The sequence below is a fragment of the Streptomyces sp. NBC_01689 genome (assembly GCF_036250675.1).
GTDB lineage: Bacteria > Actinomycetota > Actinomycetes > Streptomycetales > Streptomycetaceae > Streptomyces.
Window position 1 is genome coordinate 3820673 of record NZ_CP109592.1, and the last position, 16071, is coordinate 3836743.

A 16071-nucleotide genomic window follows, 5' to 3' on the forward strand; every position below is an offset into this window, starting at 1 on the left:
CCACTGAAGGGCAGTCACGTGACTGAGAAATTCGACAAGTCCCCCGCGGACTCCTCTCCCCCCGGCGCCACGGTGACCGGGGCCACGGCCGCCGGGCCGGCGCCGGAGGCCATCAAGGCGATCCCCGTCCGGCACTACGGCCGGTGGGTCAGCGGAGTCATCGTCCTGGCGCTGCTCGTGGCGCTCGCCTACGCGTTCTCGCAGGGCAACATCCAGTGGCACACGGTGGGCGACGAGCTGTTCGTCTCCAGCGTCGTCCAGGGCGCCGGCCGTACGCTGCTGATCAGCGTGCTCGCCATGGTCGTGGGTGTGGTGCTGGGCGTCGTCCTCGCGGTGATGCGGCTCTCGAAGAACCCGGTGACCAGCACGGTCGCGTGGCTGTACATCTGGTTCTTCCGCGGCACCCCGGTCTACGTCCAGCTGCTGCTCTGGTTCAACCTGGCGCTGATCTTCCCGGTCCTGAACCTCGGTCCGATCTACAAGAACGAGATGACGGACGTCATGACTCCGTTCATGTGCGCCCTGCTGGGTCTCGGTCTGAACGAGGCCGCCTACATGGCCGAGATCTGCCGCGCCGGCCTGCTGGCCGTGGACGAGGGACAGACGGAGGCCGCGCACGCGCTGGGCATGAGCCACACCAAGACGCTCGCCCGGATCGTGATCCCGCAGGCGATGCGCGTCATCGTGCCGCCGACGGGCAACGAGTTCATCAACATGCTGAAGACCTCGTCGCTGGTGTACGCGGTCACGTACAACGAACTGCTCCGCTCCACCTCGGCGATCGGCTCCACGTCGTACGCCGTGATGGAGATGCTGTTCGTCGCCTCCATCTGGTACCTGGCCATGACCAGCGTGTTCAGCGTCTTCCAGTACTACCTGGAGCGCTACTACGCGCGCGGTTCCAGCCGCAGCCTGCCGCCGACCGTCTTCCAGAAGATCAGGGCGAACATGCTCGGCCTCGGCCGTGAGAGGGGCACCGCATGACCGCGATGGTGAAGTCCGAGGGCGTCCACAAGTCCTTCGGTCCGGTGGAGGTCCTCAAGGGCATCGACCTGGAGGTGAACACCGGTGAGGTGTTCTGCCTGATCGGCCCGTCCGGTTCCGGCAAGTCGACCTTCCTGCGGTGCATCAACCACCTGGAGAAGATCAACGCCGGGCGTCTGTACGTCGACGGCGAGCTGGTCGGCTACCGCCAGAAGGGCGACAAGCTGTACGAGCTCAAGGACAGCGAGGTCGCGCTGAAGCGCCGGGACATCGGCATGGTCTTCCAGCGTTTCAACCTGTTCCCGCACATGACGGCCATGGAGAACGTCATGGAGGCGCCGATCCAGGTGAAGGGCGCCAAGAAGTCCGACGCCCAGAACCGCGCGATGGAGCTGCTCGAACGCGTCGGCCTGGCCGACAAGGCGCGCAGTTACCCCTCGCAGCTCTCCGGGGGCCAGCAGCAGCGTGTGGCCATCGCCCGGGCCCTGGCGATGGACCCGAAGCTGATGCTCTTCGACGAGCCGACCTCGGCCCTCGACCCGGAGCTGGTCGGAGACGTCCTCGACGTCATGCGCGACCTCGCCGAGTCCGGTATGACGATGGTCGTCGTCACCCACGAGATGGGCTTCGCCCGCGAGGTCGGCGACAGCCTGGTCTTCATGGACGGCGGTGTCGTCGTCGAGGCGGGCAACCCGCGCGACGTCCTGACGGACCCGCAGCACGAGCGCACCAAGTCGTTCCTCTCGAAGGTGCTCTGAGCGTTCCGAACGCCGGATGCCGCCCACCCCTTCCGGGTGGGCGGCATCCGGCGTTCCGGGCCGCGCCCGATCCGGCCGGGGTCCGCGGCGGGCGCGGTCCGCGCGGCGAGCGGACACCCGGTGCCGGACCGTTCCGCGGGCGCCGTGACCGGTCCGGCGGCCGTCACGACCGCGCGGGCCGTCGCGGCGGCGGAGCGTCCCGGTCCCGGCGGGGCCGGTGCGGGGTGCCCGCACCGCCGCCCGGCGCGCTACCTGACCGCCAGCACCAGCGCGTCGGACGGGGAGCGCCACACCGTCCTCGCCTCCGCGAAGCCCTTCTCGCGCAGGACGCGGGCGTGCCAGTCGGCGGACGGGGTGTCGCCGTCGGCGTGTTCGCCGTAGATCTCGAAGCGGCGGGCGGTCGGGCCGGCGAGGACCGGGTCCTGGGCGGCCAGCTCCCACCACGCGGCCCAGTCGAGCACGCCGCTCTCCTTCGCCCGGTCCATACGGGCGTGCCGCTGCGCGCGGTCGGCCGCGTTGATCAGGGGCGTGGACTCGTCGATCATGTGGTCGGCGTTCATGAAGACACCGCCGTCGCGGACGATCCCCGCGATCCGGCCGTAGAGGGCGGCGAGGGGTTCCCTGTGCAGCCAGTGCAGAGCCGTGGCCGTCAGCACGGCGTCGTAGGACTCGTACGGCAGCCGGGCCGTCCACCGGGGGTCCTTGAGGTCGGCCGTGACGAAGGAGACCCGGTCGTCGCCTTCGAAGGTGCCCTCGGCGATGGTGAGCAGCGCGGGGTCGAGGTCGACGCCGGTGCTGGTGGCGCGCGGGAGCCGGGCCAGCAGCCGCGCGGTGATGGTGCCGGTGCCGCAGGCCAGGTCGAGGACGCGCGGCGCGGGGCCGACCAGGGCCTCGACCATGTCGAGCATCACCCGGAAGCGCTCCTCGCGGTCCGGCATGTACCACTCCTGCTGCCGGTCCCAGCTCTCCTGCCAGGCCTGCCAGTCGGTTCCGGTGCCCTGCGTCCCGGTGTGGCCGGTTCCGGTGCTGACGGTCATGGAAGCCCCTTCTTCACACGTCTTCACTCACCCGCGTAATACCCTGGATACGCAATCAGCTGTTACCTGACCGCACGCATGACGATAGAGCGCCCCCGTAAGGACTACAAGTGGAACTGGCCTATTACTCGGACTACGCGGTCCGCCTCGTCAACAGCGAGGAGCCGATCCGGGGCAAGGACGCGCTCACCTCGGTCGAGGCCGTCCGCGACCTCTTCGTGGGCAACGCCTCGGCGGCGCGCCGCGCCACGGACGCCGACGTGACGCGCTTCCGTTCGGTGCGCGCCAGGCTGCGCGCCGTGTTCGAGGCCGCGGACGGCGGCGACGAGACCCTCGCGGTCGACCTGCTGAACTCGCTGCTCCTGGAGTTCCCCGTCAGCCCGCAGATCTCGGGACACGACTTCCGGGACGACGACGGACGCCCGCTGTGGCACATGCACCTCGCGGACCACCCGTCCAACGTCACCGCGGGCTACGCGGCGATCGCCGCCATGGGTCTCGCCTTCCACCTCACCTCGTACGGTGTGGACCGGCTGGGCCTGTGCGAGGCGGCGCCGTGCCGCAACGCCTATCTGGACACGTCGACGAACCGCTCCCGGCGCTACTGCTCGGACCGCTGCGCGACCCGCGCCAACGTGGCCGCCTACCGGGCCCGCAAGCGCCTGGAGGCGGACCGGTCGGAGAGCACCGGCCTGACGGCCGACAGCGCCCAGCGGACCAGCGCGAGCGGCGACCGCTGACCTTCCCCGAGGGGCCGGTACCGCAACCGCACCTTCCCGAGGACGAGCTCCTCGGGCACGGTGCCGTAGTCGGTGCTGTCCCCTCCGGCGAAGGCGTTGTCGCCCAGCACCCACCAGCCGGCCTCCCGCCGGTGTGCCGCCCGCTTCACCACCAGCAGGTCCTGCTGGAACGGATGCCGGAGCACGACGACGTCACCTGGCCTGACCCGGGCCCCGTACTGCACGACCAGCCGATCCCCGTGCTGGAGCGTGGGCACCATCGAGGGCCCCCGCACCTCGGCCGCCCCGAACGGCAGCACGGCCTTTCCACGTTCGCTCTCCTGCGACAGCTCCGGCATCACCGGCACCTCCCCGGTCCATCCTCCACCAGTCCCAGTCTCACCCTGGACTTTTGACGTAAGCCCATGGGGGCACTCGCGAAAAGACGTCTCCCACGGAGTAATGTCCCACCTGAGAAGACGATCACGAGGAAGGACAGCTCCATGCTCTCCCGCCTGTTTGCCCCCAAGGTGAAGGTCAGCGCGCACTGTGACCTGCCCTGCGGCGTGTACGACCCTGCCCAGGCCCGCATCGAGGCGGAGTCGGTGAAGGCCGTCCAGGAAAAGATGGCCGGCAACGACGACCCGCACTTCCAGGCCCGCGCCACCGTCATCAAGGAGCAGCGCGCCGAACTCGCGAAGCACCACGTGTCGGTGCTGTGGAGCGACTACTTCAAGCCCCCGCACTTCGAGAAGTACCCCGAGCTGCACCAGCTGGTCAACGACGCCCTGAAGGCCCTCTCGGCCGCCAAGGCGTCCACGGACCCGGCCACGGGCCAGAAGGCGCTGGACTACATCGCCCAGATCGACAAGATCTTCTGGGAGACCAAGAAGGCCTGATCCGGGCCTCGTTCGCCGGGACCGGCGAGCGGTGCACCCTCGCAGGTCCACGGGCGCCCCGAAGGGGCCCGGCCGGAAATCCGTTCCGGCCGGGCCCCTTCGGGTGTGCGGAGTGCGGTCTGCGGACGGGTGCGGGGCGGTCTCCGGCCCCGGGGACCACCCGACGCGGAGGCACTCGCGCCGTCGTGGGGCGAGGCGGTGCCGCGGGGCTACGGACGGATGCCGTCGCAGGCGATCGACAGGTGGCGGGGGCCGCGCAGCACCGCGTTCTGCCGGTAGGGCGGCGGGTCCTCCACCAGGCGGGGGTTCTCCAGCCTGCGGGCCAGTTCGCCGAGCGCGAGCTGCGCCTCGAGCCGGGCCAGCGGAGCGCCGAAGCAGCTGTGGATGCCGCTGCCGAAGCCCAGGTGCTGGATGTCCCCGCGGTCCGGGTCGAACCGGTCGGGGTTCTCGAACCGGTCGGGGTCACGGTTGCCCGCCGCGAGCACCAGCCACAGCGACGAGCCCTTGGGGATGGTCACGCCGCGGACCTCGATGTCGGCGAGCGTGCTGCGCTGCGGCAGCAACTGCACCGGCGGCTCGAACCGGAGCAGCTCCTCGACCACGGGAACGGCCAACTTCGGTTCCTGGCGCAGCCGTTCCAGGATCTCCGGGTGACGCAGCAGGGTCAGCATGCCGTTGGTGATGAGGTTGACCGTGGTCTCGTGGCCGGCGATCAGCAGCAGCGCCGCGGTGCTCATGACCTCCATCGTCGTCATGGCGCCGTCCGGCCCCTGCGCGGTGGCCAGTTGCGACAGCATGTCCTCGCCCGGCTTCCTGCGGCGCTCCTCGATCAGCCCGGCCAGGTACATGCCCAGTTCCGTACGGGCGTTGTTGGAGACCTTGGCACGCTCGGCGGCGTCGGCGCCCGGGACGGGGTCCAGGCTCGCGGCGAGGATGTCCGCCCAGGTGTGGAAGCGGGGCTCGTCCTCGCGCGGCACACCGAGGAGCCGGCAGATCACGGTGACCGGGAAGGGGTACGAGAACTGGTCGACCAGGTCGATCCGTTCCGGGTCGCCGATGCCGTCGATGAGCCCGGACACGATGTCCCGCAGCTCGCCGTGCATCTCGTGGACGCGCCGCGAGGAGTGCGGGGGTCCGAAAGGACGGTTCGTCATGCGCCGCAGCCGGTCGTGCTCCGGCGGGTCGAGACGCAGGAACGCGGGCGGCAGCGCCGACTCCTCCTCCGTGTCGCCCAGCGGATCGCCGGCCGTCGCCTTCAGGTTGCGCGCGTCCGAGCTGATCCGCGGATCGTGCAGCAGGCTCTGGATGTCGTAGTACCTGCTGACGACGTACGGCCCGTCCGCGTCGTGGTACACCGGGGTCTCGCGCAGCTCCTCGTACAGCGGGTACGGGTTCGCGCGGTGCGAGTAGTCGATGATCTGCCGCAGGATGGCTTGCGTCATGATGCGTCCTCGTGAGCGTCGGATCAGTGCCCGGCGGGCGTGAACGTCATCCGCCGGTCGGCCGGCGAGTAGCCGGTGAGGGTGACGGTGGGACCGCTCGTGGGCACCGACGGGTCGGGGAAGTCCGCGTCCACCGGCCGCTGCCCCTCGGGGCGGCGGTCCACGGTCGGGAAGGACGGCGGGAAGGGCGCCGTGGTCTCGATCAGCTGCTGGTAGAACTGCAGCCACTTCGTCTGGTCGAAGGTGACGGCGCCGATGACGCGCCCCTGGTACCCGTACACGCCGGTGAATCTGCGCTCGCCCAGGGCGCCCTGCGCGATGAGGATCTCCGTCCCCATCGACGGCACCCCCACGGACTTGATGTTCACGCCGAACTGCGAGGACCAGAAGGCGGGCACCCAGATGTGGGGGCGGCGGTCCACGCTCTCGCTCATCATGTTGTGCGCCGCGGTCTCGGCCTGTGCGACGGCGTTGCCCCAGTGCTCCAGGGACAGGAACTGGTAGCCGAACAGCGGGTGCGGGGAACGGGCCACGTCGCCGGCCACATAGACGTCGTCGGTGACGATGCCCCGGATGTCGAAGGCGCGGCAGCCGGCGTCGCAGGCGATGCCCCGGGGGCCCGCGCCCAGTCCGGACCCCGCGAGCCACTCGGTGTTGCGCAGGGCGCCGAGGCACACGACCACGACATCGACCTCGACGGTGTTCCCGTCGGAGAGATGGGCCGCGCGGACCCGGTTCCCGGTGTCGCCCTCCAGGCCGGTCACCATGATCCCGCATCGCAGGTCGACCCCGTGCTCGCGCTGCAGCTCGGCGGCGACCTGGCCGACGACGCCGCCGAGCGCGCCGACCAGGGGAGCGGCGGCCCGTTCGGCCACGGTCACCGCGATCCCCCGCTCCCGGCAGGCGGAGGCGATCTCGGAGCCGGTGAACCCGGCTCCGACGACGAGCACCCGGCGGGGGTTTCGCGCGAGCGCGCGCTCCAGTCCGGCCGCGTCGTCGCGGGTGCGCAGGACGAAGACGCCGTCGAGCTCCGCCTCGCTCTCCTTCGGCCAGGGTCTGGCCCGCACGCCGGTGGCGATCAGCAGCCGGTCGTACTCCACCTCGTCGCCGTCGGCCAGCCGTACCCGGCGGGCCGCCATGTCGAGACCGCTGGCGGCGACCCCGAGACGCCACCGCGCGTCGAGCGCGCGGCGCCGGGGCAGGGACGTGTGGTCCGGCGTCGCCCGCCCCAGCAGGACCTGCTTGGACAGCGGGGGCCGGTCGTAGGGCTCGTAGGGCTCGTCCCCGACCATCGTCAGGGAGCCGGCGAAGCCCTTCTCGCGCAGGGTCTCCGCGGCCCGCAGCCCCGCGAGCGAGGCGCCCACGACGACGACACGGCCGTCGCGCTTGAGCCGGTCGAGGGATCCGTCACCGCTCACCGGTGGCCTCCCGTACGGCTCGGGGCGTCTCGTCCCGGTCGTCCGCGTCCACGACGATGGCCTGGACGGGGCAGGCCGCGACGGCACGCGCCACGTCCTCGCGCCGCTCCTCCTCGGCGTGCGGGTCGTAGAGCAGCGCTTCGTCGCCGTGCATGGCGAACACGTCGGGAGCGAGGAACGCGCACTGCGCGTAGCCCTGGCAGCGGTTGAGATCGACGACAAGTCTCACCGAGGAACAGCCTTTCCGTGACCCCGTCCGCCCCCTCGACACTCAGCATGCGCGAGAGGGCGCGGACCCGCTCGCCGGGGCGTCCGACGGGACGACGGGGGTCACCGTGGGTTTCCCGGGCCGCGCGGTTCGCGCAGGCCGACGCGGAGGATGTGGAGACTGACGATCAGCGCCCAGGCCGGGAAGACCAGTTCGGTCCAGGGCACGGAGGATGCCGTGACGAGCAGGACCAGGCCCACGAGATAGCCCAGGTAGGCGAGGGGCCGTGGCAGGACGCCGAGGCGGTGTCCGATGGTGGAGGTGGTGAAGACGAACACGGCCGCCACCCGGAGCGCGTACGTCGTCATCATCGTGTACGCGAAGTAGCGCCCGAAGTCGGACCGGACGTCGTCCAGGACGGTGCCCGCCGCCGCACCGGCTCCGAACATCGTCGCGACGAAGATCAGCCCGCTGCCCAGGAAGACGGTGGCGACGAACCTGTCCTCGCCTTCGGCGACATGCGCGCGCACGGCGCCCATGAACCACAGGAAGAAGATGCCCGCGAAGGGCAGGATCTCCAGCGCCGCCTGCACCGCCCACCGCTTGTCCGGGTCGATCCGCGGGCCGGGCGGGTTCCCGGTGGGGACCGAGATCCGCACCAGCACGATCGCCGTCGCCAGCAGCACCGCGAACACCGCGCCGGCCATGCCGGCGGCCCGCGGTGTCCGCAGCCGCTCTTCCTTCGGCTCCATCGTCGCCCGCGCTCCTTCCGGGTTCCCCTCTCGGTCCAGCAAGCAGGCGCGCGTGCCCGCCCGCCACCGGGGGCACCCCGCGGGGGTGACGGCCCTGTCCGCTGTCGGTGGGCCGTGCCATCCTGAAGGGGTGACCGTCGAGGACCTGGTCCGGCTGCGCCGGACACGCGACCGGATGGACCGTGAGTACGCGGAGCCGCTGGACATCGCCGCGCTCGCCCGTACGGCGCTGATGTCCCCCGGCCACTTCCAGCGCAGCTTCCGCGCGGCGTACGGGGAGACGCCGTACGCCTATCTGATGACCCGCCGGATCGAGCGGGCCAAGGCCCTGCTGCGACGCGGCGACCTGACGGTCACGGAGGTCTGCCTCGCCGTGGGCTGCACCTCGCTCGGCTCCTTCAGCTCCCGGTTCACGGAGCTGGTAGGGGAGACGCCCAGCGCGTACCGGGCCCGCCCGCACGACCACGGCGCCCCCGTCCCGCCCTGCGTGGTGCGCCGCCTGACCCGCCCCTCCCGCCGCCGGACGCCGGACGCGGGCGAACCGGCGACGCGCCTGTAGACCCCTCCACCCGGCGGCCGGCGCTTATAGCCTGAGCGCATGGACCTGAAACTTTCCCAGTGCTTCATCGCCGTGGACGACCACGACAAGGCACTCGCCTTCTACCGGGACGTCCTGGGCCTGGAAGTCCGCAACGACGTCGGGTTCGAGGGGATGCGCTGGGTGACCCTGTCCTCGCCGCTCCAGCCGGACGTGGAGATCGTCCTGGAGCCGCCGGACGCGAGCCCGGACGCCTCCCCCGCCGACAAACAGGCCATGATCGAGATGCTCGCCAAGGGCATCCTGCGCGGGGTCATCTTCTCGACCACCGACTGCGACGCCCTCTACGAGCGGGTCCGCTCGTCCGGCGCGGAGGTCCTCCAGGAGCCGACCGACCAGCCGTGGGGCGCCCGCGACTGCGCGTTCCGCGACCCGGCGGGCAACCTCCTCCGCTTCAAGGAACGCCCCGCGGCCTGACCACGGCACCGCACCCGGCTCACCGCGGACGGGCGGGGTCCCGCCTCGCGGCTTCCGGTGCCGGTGGCTGTGCCTCTGCCCGGGGAGCCGGTGCCCGCGCCCGGGGGCTGCGTGCCCCGGGGTACCTCTGGCCCGGGGCCTGTCCTCGGGCACCCTGAGCCGGGGGCACGGTGGCCGGCTGCACGGCCCGGATGCCCGCATCCTGGGGCCCGTGGCTGGGCGCACGGCCCGGACATCCGGGGCCGGGTGGGGCCCGCATGCCGGTGGCCGAGTGCCGTCGACCGGCTCGCCCCTGACCGGGCACGTGGCCCGGATGCCCGCGACCGGATGCCCGTGCCCCGGGTACCCGCGGCTAGGAGTACGGCCCGGACATCCGGGGCCGGGTGCAGCCGGATGCCCATGGCCGGAGCCTGTGACCGGGGGCCCGCGGCAGGGCGCACAGCCCCGACGGCCGTGACCGGTTTGCCCGCGACCGCGCACGGCCCGGATGCACGTATCCGGATGCACGCGGCCGGCGCACAGCCCTGATTCCCGTGGCCGGGGCCGGTCCGGGGACCCATCCCGGGGTCCGGGACGGGGCCCGTCCAGGGGCCCCGGGACGGGGAATCCAGCTCCGGTTACCGTTGCGTCGGCCACGTCGTCCCGCCCGTCAGGAGACATCCATGCCGTCCGCGCGCTCCCGCGTCCTCTACGTCAGCGACCTGGCCTACCCGGCCAAGGGACGGCGGTACGGCGACGAGGACGTGTTCCTCACCTCCCGGCTGCGCGAGGACTTCGACATCGCCGTGTGCCATCCGCTGGACGCGGCCGCGCTGATGGCCGGCTTCGACGCCGTGGTCGTGCGCAACAGCGGGCCGGTGCTGCATCACCAGGCGGCCTACGACGCCTTCCGGCACCGGGCGCTCGCGGACGGCGTGCGCGTCTACAACCAGCTCACCGGCAAGGGGGACATGGCCGGCAAGCAGTACCTGCTCGACCTCACCGCGGCCGGATTCCCGGTCATCCCCACCGTCGACCGCGCGGCGGACCTGCACCGGCTGCCGGACGTCGGCACGTACGTGGTGAAGCCGAAGCTGGGGGCGGACTCGATAGGCCTGGAGTTCGTGACGCGCGACCGGCTCGCCGGACTGTCGTACGAGGACCGTCTCGTCCAGCCCCGTGTCGACTTCCGCTACGAGGTGTCCTTCTACTTCGTCGACCGCACCTTCCAGTACGCCCTGTACGCACCCTGCCCGGACCGGCGGTGGGACCTGGAGCCGTACGAGGCGACCGAGCGGGACCGGGAGTTCGCGCAGCGTTTCGTCGACTGGAACGACATCGCGTACGGCATCCAGCGCGTCGACGCCTGCCGGGCACCGGACGGCGAGCTGCTCCTCGTCGAACTGGAGGACCTCAACCCGTATCTCTCGCTGGACGTCCTGGCCCCCGCCGCGCGAGATGCCTTCGTCGCCCGGATGACGACGTCGCTGCGCGGACTCATCGGGCGGGAGACCGCGCCGGGCGCCGCCGGTACCGGCTGAGCCGCTCCGAGCGCCGGAACCGTCCGTGCCCTGACCCCCCGTGCCCTGACCCTCCGTGCCCTCCCGACCGTCCGCGCGAGTCCGTGCCGTCCGACAGGGGAACCGCAGCATGCCCGAACCGATCCGCTGGACCCACGCCTTCATCGACCGGCCCACGAAGGACTTCGGACCGGCCCTCGACTTCTGGACCTCCGTCACCGGAACCGTGCCGTCCGCGCCGCGCGGCGGCCAGGACGAGTTCGTGACCCTGCTGCCGGGCGGGTCCGACGCCTGCCTCAAGGCGCAGGGCGTCGAGGAGGGCGCGGGCGGCGCGCACCTCGACCTGGCCGTCGGGGACGTCGCGGCGCTGGTGGCGTCGGCCCTGCGGCTCGGCGCGCGGACCGTGGCCGACCACGGGACCGCCGACGCAGGCGGATGGGCCGTGCTGCGCTCCCCCGGCGGACTGCCGTTCTGCGCGGTCCCCTGGCAGGGGGAAGCGGTACGGCCGCCCGTGGTCGAGGGGCACGGCGGCGTGACCAGCCGCCTCGACCAGGTGTGCGTCGACGTGGCGCCCTCGCGCTACGAGGCGGAGGTCGCCTTCTGGAGCGGGCTCACCGGATGGGACTCGCACCCCGGCTCGCTGCCGGAGTTCCATGTGATCGGGCCGCCCGCCACGCTGCCCGTCCGCGTCCTCGTGCAGCGCCTCGGTACCGAGCGCCCCACCTCGGCCCATCTCGACCTCGCCTGCTCGGACGTCGAGGCCGTCCGCGCCCACCACGAGAGTCTCGGCGCCACTCCTGTCGGCCGTGGCACGCGCTGGACCGTGATGCGGGACCCGGCCGGCGGCGTCTACTGCCTGACGGGCCGCGACCCGCACACCGGCGGGCTCCCCGTCCGGACCACCGCTCCCGGCCAGGACGGACCCGGTACGCCGGCAGCGTCCTGAACACCTCGACGGCCAGGACGCCGTGACCACCTGGACGCCGGGACGTCTAGGCCGACCGCCACACCTCCACGTCCACCACCGCCGGGACCGGGATCGGCCCGTAGACGTGCGGGTACTCCTCCCCGCCGGGCTTCACCGCCTCGTACCGCACCGGGACCTCCAGCCGTCCGGCGTCCACGACCAGGACGACCAGGTCGTCGGGGCCCTCGTAGGTCCCGTACAGAAAGGAGGCGACCCGCGGGAGTTGGGCCCGCGTCGAACAGTGGATGAAGCCCTCCTCCGCGAGGGTGCGGCCGCGCGTCGACATCTCGTACGCGCCGGACGTCCGGGCCGCGTCCCACAGCGAGCGCTCGGTGAGGTGCAACAGGGGTTCTGACATGCCCCCACGCTACGGCGTCCGGCCCGCGCCCCCGGCTCCACCTCACGTCCGCCGGCCGGCCCGCACCCGGCCCCCTCGGACGCGTTCCCCGGCACGGCGCCGCACGCCCGCCGTGCCGGGGCCCGCACCCGCGCGACCGGTCAGGCGCTCGGCCGGTCAGGCACGCGACCGACAAGCGCACGGCCGGTCAGGCGGGGGTGGCGGCGGCGAAGTAGTGGCCCTTGTCGAGGTCCTCCAGGAGGCCGGGGTGGACCGGCTCCCAGCCGACCAGCTCGCTGGTGAGGGCGTGGGAGGCGGGCGAGTCGACGCCCAGGAAGGACGCCAGCCAGGTGAAGTGCCCGGCCGCGTCCCCGGGCGCCACGGCGGTCACCGGCAGGCCGAGGTGACGGCCGATCACCTCCGCGACGGCCCGGAGCTCCACGCCCTGCTCCGCGACACCGTGCAGCACCGATCCGGCCGGGGCCTTCTCGACCGCCAGGCGGAACAGCCGTGCCGCGTCCAGCCGGTGGACGGCCGGCCAGCGGTTGGTGCCGTCACCGAGGTAGCCGGACACGCCCTTGGCACGGGCGATGGCGACCAGGGCCGCCATGAAACCGTTGTCGCCGTCCCCGTGGCAGGTCGGGGAGAGCCGCACCACGGACGAGCGCACCCCCCGCGAGGCCAGGGCGAGCACCGCCTGGGAGGTGGCCATCCGGATCGAGATCGGGGAGCCGTCGATGGGCGGCATGTCCCGCTCGGTGGCCGTCCGCCCGGCGGCGAGGCCGACCACTCCGGAGGCCAGGACGAAGGGCCGGTCGGTGCCCGCGAGGGCGTCGCCCAGGGCGTCGACGGCGCGGCGGTCGGCCTCGGCGGCCTCCTGGAAACTGCCGCTGAAGGCGACGTCGTGCTTGAAGGCCAGATGGATCACCCCGTCCGACGCCGCGGCCGTCTCGCGCAGTACGTCGAGATCGTCGAGGGTGCCGCGGACGGCCTCGGCGCCGGCCGCGGTGAGCGCGTCGGCGGAGGCCTCGGAGCGGGCGAGCCCGACGACCTGATGTCCCGCGCCGGTCAGCTCGGGAACGACGGCGGAACCGATCCAGCCGGACGCGCCGGTCACGAAGATACGCATGGAGAAACCCCAGACCCATTGATGTCAGTTACTGTCATCAACGCTAACACCCGATGTCAGTTGCTGTCATCACGTAGGATCTGCGCATGGGTAGATGGGAGCCGAACGCGCGCGGACGCCTGGCGGGGGCGGCCTTGGAGCTCTACAGCGAGCGCGGCTTCGAACAGACCACGGTCGCCGAGATCGCCCGGCGGGCCGGGCTCACGGAACGCACCTTCTTCCGTCACTACGCCGACAAGCGCGAGGTGCTGTTCGCCGGCTCCGGCGAGCTGCAGGAGCTGTTCGTCCGGGCGGTCGCCGACGCCCCGGAGGCCGCCCCGCCCATCGACGCGCTGTCGGCGGGGCTCGACGCGCTCGCCGGGACGTTCGCCGACCGCCGCGACTTCGCGCGCGCACGACACGCGGTGATCATGGCCAACCCGGAACTCCGGGAGCGTGAGCTGATCAAGCTCGCCTCGATGGCAGCCGCGCTCGCCGGTGCCCTGCGCGGGCGCGGCGTCACGGAGCCCGCCGCGAGCCTGACCGCCGAGGCCGGGGTCGCCGTCTTCAAGGTCGGCTTCGAGCGCTGGATCGTCGCCGGCGAGGAACGCGGGATGGCTCCGCTGCTACGGGAGTCGCTGGCCGAGCTGAAGGCCGTGACCGCGGGCCGCTAGACCCTCCCGTCGAGATCGGGCAGACCCTCCCGTCGGGATCGGGCCACGGCCTGCCGGCCGACTCGCCTCCTGACCGGCCTCGGCCGGGAGCGCACCGCCTGGGTGCCGGGGTGCCGGCGCCCCCGTCGCCGACTTCGGCTTCACCCCCGCCCCGACCCACGGCTGCGGCTTCGCCCACGCCTGCGGCTGCGGCAGACGGCGGGACTCCCCCGCGTGTCGCGTCGGGGCCGACCTCTCGGGCCACGAATCTGCTGAGACTTGCCCATGTCCGAAAGCTCCTCCGGCCCCGCGTCCGCCTCCGCGCCCGTACCCGTCGACCGCGCCGAGCTCCGCACGACCGTGATCATGACGGTGCTCACCGTGGTCGCGGGAGCGGTCGACGCGATCACCTTCCTGACCATGGGCCATGTGTTCGCCGCGCTGGAGACCGGCAACGTGCTGTTCCTGACCTTCGCGTTGGCCGGGTCCGGGCCGGTCTCGGTGGTCCGGCCGGCCGTCGCGCTCGTGACGTTCGCCTTCGGCGTGGCCACGGCCGCCTACGGGATCCGGGCGCTCCTCGCACGGGGACGCCGTTGGTTCCCGGCCGCGCTGGCCACCGAAGGCGTCCTCCTCGCCGTCGCGGGGACCCAGTCCCTGCTGCGGCGCGGCACCGGCCCGTCCGCCCACGGTCCCGATCTGGTCGCCCTCGCGCTGGTCGCCCTCGCCATGGGGGTGAGGTCCGCCGTCGTGCTGCGTGTGGCGGTGCCGGGTATGCCGACGCTCCTCCTCCAGATGTCCCTGGTCCAGCTGGTCGCGGACGTGGCCACCGCGCCACGCGTTCCGGACGGCGAGCAAGGCCGGCTGCGACGGCTCGCGCGCACCCGCCTCACCGCGACCATCGGCGGCATGTTCGTCGGCGGGACCCTGGGCACGCTCGCGGCGCGGTGGGGCACAGGTTGCGCGTTCCTCGCCGTGGCGGCGGTGGTCATGGCACTGGCGCTGTCGGGTGTCCATGACGGACCGCTCCGGCGCCGGTCTCCCGCGCCGCCTCCCTCCTGACGGAAGCGGCACCGCCGCGGGCCCGCCGGGGACATGGAGGACGGCGGGACACGGCGGCGTTCCGGTCCCCCAGCGTTCCTCAGCCGTGGTCCGGGCACGGCCCGGCGCCCCGGTCGGCCTGATCCTCAGGTCCACGTGCCCGCACGGGTCAGGAGTTCTCCGTGGTCCGCTCCGCCGCCGCCCGCCGGAGTCCGGCGCTCTGCCCGGGATCGCGGGGATCGCGGGGCCACCGGGACGTGCCGGCGTCACGGACCTCGCGTGTCCGCGGGTCGGACACGGACTCCGCGCACGCCTCGCACCGCGGGTTGCGGCACGGGCCGGGACCCCAGACGGGGACGACCGCGCCCAGTGTCTTGTGGCGCCGCACGACCGTGGCGACCGGCTGCCCGCAGGAGGGGCAGACATGCTCATCGGTGCCCATGCCTTCAGGGTAGGACGCGACCCGGCCGCGCGCCCACGCACGGCCGCGCGGCCGTGGCCTCGCGGGCTACGCCCCCGTGGCCGCTCGCCCCGCCCCCGGCTCCCGCCACATCGGCCACATGCGGGGACCGTCCGGCAGTTCGAGGGGGCGGCCCAGGTCACCGAACCCGAGCCGCGCGTAGAGCGCGCGGCTGCGCTCGTTGCTGGCCTCCAGGTAGGCGGGGAGGCCCTCCTCGTCGCAGCGGTCGAGGACGGACCCGACGAGCGCGCCGCCGAGGCCCTCGCCCTGGCGCTCCGGTGCCACCGAGATCATCCAGAGGTACTCGTGGGCACCGCCCACGGGGTGGACGCCGGCGGTGAGCCTGCCCACCAGTTCGACCCGTACGTTGTCGGGGTCCACGGCCTCGCGCAGCTGGACCGGACCGTCGTCCTCCGCGGGGTCGCCCCCGGTGTGCTCGTCCGCGGCGGGCACCGACAGCCACAGCGCGCAGGCCGCACCGTCCTCCGTGATGTCGACACGGCCCTCGGCGAACACGATGTCGGCGAACGCCGCCATCAGCCGGGGGTGCCGTTCCTCGCGGTGCGCCGCGTCCGGAAAGACCCAGCGGCTCACCGGGTCGTCCCGGAACGCCTCGTGGAGCAGGTGGACGACCCGTTCGCGATCGCCCTCGCCCGCCGTCCGTATCGCCACTCCCATGTCCCGCCCCTTCGCCTCGACCGCCCCTGGCCGTACAGCCGTCGCAGCCTAGCGGGGATCACGCACGGCAGAGGGGCGGACCCCGCGCACCGTGGGGAT

Annotated in this window: 20 protein-coding genes; 10 read left to right on the plus strand and 10 right to left on the minus strand. The window is 72.7% G+C overall.

What is annotated here, in order from left to right; genetic code table 11:
- The first annotated feature begins 18 nt into the window (after positions 1–18).
- On the plus strand, positions 19–984 hold the full coding sequence (locus OG776_RS16030; protein WP_148010424.1) for an amino acid ABC transporter permease: 966 nt from the start codon (positions 19–21) through the stop codon (positions 982–984).
- A complete protein-coding gene (locus OG776_RS16035) occupies positions 981–1742 on the plus strand; it encodes an amino acid ABC transporter ATP-binding protein (protein WP_148010423.1) in 762 nt (253 codons plus the stop codon). The genes OG776_RS16030 and OG776_RS16035 overlap by 4 nt, the downstream gene beginning before the upstream one ends.
- Positions 1743–1990: 248 nt before the next feature.
- Here the strand turns inward: OG776_RS16035 and OG776_RS16040 are convergent, their stop codons facing one another.
- Entirely contained in the window at positions 1991–2779 is a 789-nt protein-coding gene (locus OG776_RS16040; RefSeq protein WP_148010422.1) for a class I SAM-dependent methyltransferase, read from the minus strand.
- 110 nt (positions 2780–2889) lie between these two features.
- Between OG776_RS16040 and OG776_RS16045 the strand changes: the two genes are divergently transcribed.
- Positions 2890–3519: a CGNR zinc finger domain-containing protein gene (locus tag OG776_RS16045; RefSeq protein WP_148010421.1), complete on the plus strand. Its 630-nt coding sequence runs from the start codon at positions 2890–2892 to the stop codon at positions 3517–3519.
- On the opposite strand, the gene sodX is transcribed toward OG776_RS16045, so the two are convergent.
- Complete coding sequence (gene sodX / locus OG776_RS16050; protein ID WP_148010420.1) at positions 3423–3857, minus strand: nickel-type superoxide dismutase maturation protease; 435 nt, start codon at positions 3855–3857, stop codon at positions 3423–3425. The two genes, OG776_RS16045 and sodX, sit on opposite strands and share 97 nt — an antisense overlap.
- A 144-nt stretch (positions 3858–4001) precedes the next feature.
- Here sodX and sodN point away from each other — a divergent pair, with 144 nt between their 5' ends.
- Entirely contained in the window at positions 4002–4397 is a 396-nt protein-coding gene (gene sodN / locus OG776_RS16055) for a superoxide dismutase, Ni (RefSeq protein ID WP_023546844.1), read from the plus strand.
- A gap of 209 nt (positions 4398–4606) precedes the next feature.
- Here sodN and OG776_RS16060 read toward each other — a convergent pair whose 3' ends face one another.
- The 4 genes from OG776_RS16060 to OG776_RS16075 all read right to left on the minus strand — a co-directional run bounded on the left by OG776_RS16060 (position 4607) and on the right by OG776_RS16075 (position 8217).
- Positions 4607–5839 carry a cytochrome P450 gene (locus OG776_RS16060; protein WP_329321297.1) on the minus strand — a complete coding sequence of 411 codons (1233 nt, stop codon included), beginning with the start codon at positions 5837–5839 and terminating at the stop codon, positions 4607–4609.
- Between the two features lie 23 nt (positions 5840–5862).
- A complete protein-coding gene (locus OG776_RS16065; protein ID WP_329321299.1) occupies positions 5863–7257 on the minus strand; it encodes an NAD(P)/FAD-dependent oxidoreductase in 1395 nt (464 codons plus the stop codon).
- Positions 7247–7486 carry a ferredoxin gene (locus OG776_RS16070; RefSeq protein WP_148010417.1) on the minus strand — a complete coding sequence of 80 codons (240 nt, stop codon included), beginning with the start codon at positions 7484–7486 and terminating at the stop codon, positions 7247–7249. Before OG776_RS16070 ends, OG776_RS16065 begins: the two co-directional genes overlap by 11 nt.
- 101 nt (positions 7487–7587) lie before the next feature.
- On the minus strand, positions 7588–8217 hold the full coding sequence (locus tag OG776_RS16075; RefSeq protein ID WP_148010416.1) for a hypothetical protein: 630 nt from the start codon (positions 8215–8217) through the stop codon (positions 7588–7590).
- A gap of 130 nt (positions 8218–8347) precedes the next feature.
- On the opposite strand from OG776_RS16075, the gene OG776_RS16080 reads away from it, so the two are divergent.
- From OG776_RS16080 to OG776_RS16095, 4 genes are all read left to right on the plus strand, one after another.
- Complete coding sequence (locus OG776_RS16080; RefSeq protein WP_329321302.1) at positions 8348–8776, plus strand: helix-turn-helix transcriptional regulator; 429 nt, start codon at positions 8348–8350, stop codon at positions 8774–8776.
- 39 nt (positions 8777–8815) lie between these two features.
- Positions 8816–9232 (plus strand): VOC family protein, encoded by a 417-nt coding sequence (locus OG776_RS16085; protein ID WP_148010415.1) that lies wholly within the window; start codon positions 8816–8818, stop codon positions 9230–9232.
- Positions 9233–9894: 662 nt separating this feature from the next.
- A complete protein-coding gene (locus tag OG776_RS16090; protein ID WP_329321304.1) occupies positions 9895–10752 on the plus strand; it encodes a hypothetical protein in 858 nt (285 codons plus the stop codon).
- A gap of 109 nt (positions 10753–10861) precedes the next feature.
- Complete coding sequence (locus tag OG776_RS16095) at positions 10862–11677, plus strand: VOC family protein (RefSeq protein WP_329321306.1); 816 nt, start codon at positions 10862–10864, stop codon at positions 11675–11677.
- A 46-nt stretch (positions 11678–11723) separates the two neighbouring features.
- On the opposite strand, the gene OG776_RS16100 is transcribed toward OG776_RS16095, so the two are convergent.
- Positions 11724–12056, minus strand: a complete 333-nt coding sequence (locus tag OG776_RS16100) for a DUF952 domain-containing protein (RefSeq protein WP_148010413.1) — start codon at positions 12054–12056, stop codon at positions 11724–11726.
- A gap of 187 nt (positions 12057–12243) precedes the next feature.
- On the minus strand, positions 12244–13164 hold the full coding sequence (locus OG776_RS16105; RefSeq protein WP_148010412.1) for an SDR family oxidoreductase: 921 nt from the start codon (positions 13162–13164) through the stop codon (positions 12244–12246).
- Between the two features lie 86 nt (positions 13165–13250).
- Between OG776_RS16105 and OG776_RS16110 the strand changes: the two genes are divergently transcribed.
- Together OG776_RS16110 and OG776_RS16115 are read left to right on the plus strand one after the other, a co-directional pair.
- Positions 13251–13817: a TetR/AcrR family transcriptional regulator gene (locus OG776_RS16110; protein ID WP_329321309.1), complete on the plus strand. Its 567-nt coding sequence runs from the start codon at positions 13251–13253 to the stop codon at positions 13815–13817.
- Positions 13818–14081: 264 nt separating this feature from the next.
- The gene (locus OG776_RS16115) at positions 14082–14855 is read left to right on the plus strand and encodes a YoaK family protein (RefSeq protein WP_148010410.1); all 774 of its coding nucleotides are present in this window, start codon (positions 14082–14084) and stop codon (positions 14853–14855) included.
- A gap of 148 nt (positions 14856–15003) precedes the next feature.
- On the opposite strand, the gene OG776_RS16120 is transcribed toward OG776_RS16115, so the two are convergent.
- Complete coding sequence (locus tag OG776_RS16120) at positions 15004–15276, minus strand: hypothetical protein (protein WP_148010409.1); 273 nt, start codon at positions 15274–15276, stop codon at positions 15004–15006.
- A gap of 66 nt (positions 15277–15342) precedes the next feature.
- Positions 15343–15972 carry a GNAT family N-acetyltransferase gene (locus OG776_RS16125; RefSeq protein WP_148010408.1) on the minus strand — a complete coding sequence of 210 codons (630 nt, stop codon included), beginning with the start codon at positions 15970–15972 and terminating at the stop codon, positions 15343–15345.
- Positions 15973–16071: the final 99 nt, after the last annotated feature.

Excerpts from the sequence above, each read along its gene's own strand:
- OG776_RS16105 (WP_148010412.1), bottom strand. The coding sequence starts at position 13,164 with ATGCGTATCTTCGTGACCGGCGCGTCCGGCTGGATCGGTTCCGCCGTC.
- OG776_RS16115 (WP_148010410.1), top strand. The coding sequence starts at position 14,082 with ATGTCCGAAAGCTCCTCCGGCCCCGCGTCCGCCTCCGCGCCCGTACCC.
- OG776_RS16085 (WP_148010415.1), top strand. The coding sequence starts at position 8,816 with ATGGACCTGAAACTTTCCCAGTGCTTCATCGCCGTGGACGACCACGAC.
- OG776_RS16090 (WP_329321304.1), top strand. The coding sequence starts at position 9,895 with ATGCCGTCCGCGCGCTCCCGCGTCCTCTACGTCAGCGACCTGGCCTAC.
- OG776_RS16120 (WP_148010409.1), bottom strand. The coding sequence starts at position 15,276 with ATGGGCACCGATGAGCATGTCTGCCCCTCCTGCGGGCAGCCGGTCGCC.
- OG776_RS16100 (WP_148010413.1), bottom strand. The coding sequence starts at position 12,056 with ATGTCAGAACCCCTGTTGCACCTCACCGAGCGCTCGCTGTGGGACGCG.
- OG776_RS16125 (WP_148010408.1), bottom strand. The coding sequence starts at position 15,972 with ATGGGAGTGGCGATACGGACGGCGGGCGAGGGCGATCGCGAACGGGTC.
- sodN (WP_023546844.1), top strand. The coding sequence starts at position 4,002 with ATGCTCTCCCGCCTGTTTGCCCCCAAGGTGAAGGTCAGCGCGCACTGT.
- sodX (WP_148010420.1), bottom strand. The coding sequence starts at position 3,857 with ATGCCGGAGCTGTCGCAGGAGAGCGAACGTGGAAAGGCCGTGCTGCCG.
- OG776_RS16075 (WP_148010416.1), bottom strand. The coding sequence starts at position 8,217 with ATGGAGCCGAAGGAAGAGCGGCTGCGGACACCGCGGGCCGCCGGCATG.
- OG776_RS16110 (WP_329321309.1), top strand. The coding sequence starts at position 13,251 with ATGGGTAGATGGGAGCCGAACGCGCGCGGACGCCTGGCGGGGGCGGCC.
- OG776_RS16060 (WP_329321297.1), bottom strand. The coding sequence starts at position 5,839 with ATGACGCAAGCCATCCTGCGGCAGATCATCGACTACTCGCACCGCGCG.
- OG776_RS16040 (WP_148010422.1), bottom strand. The coding sequence starts at position 2,779 with ATGACCGTCAGCACCGGAACCGGCCACACCGGGACGCAGGGCACCGGA.
- OG776_RS16095 (WP_329321306.1), top strand. The coding sequence starts at position 10,862 with ATGCCCGAACCGATCCGCTGGACCCACGCCTTCATCGACCGGCCCACG.
- OG776_RS16035 (WP_148010423.1), top strand. The coding sequence starts at position 981 with ATGACCGCGATGGTGAAGTCCGAGGGCGTCCACAAGTCCTTCGGTCCG.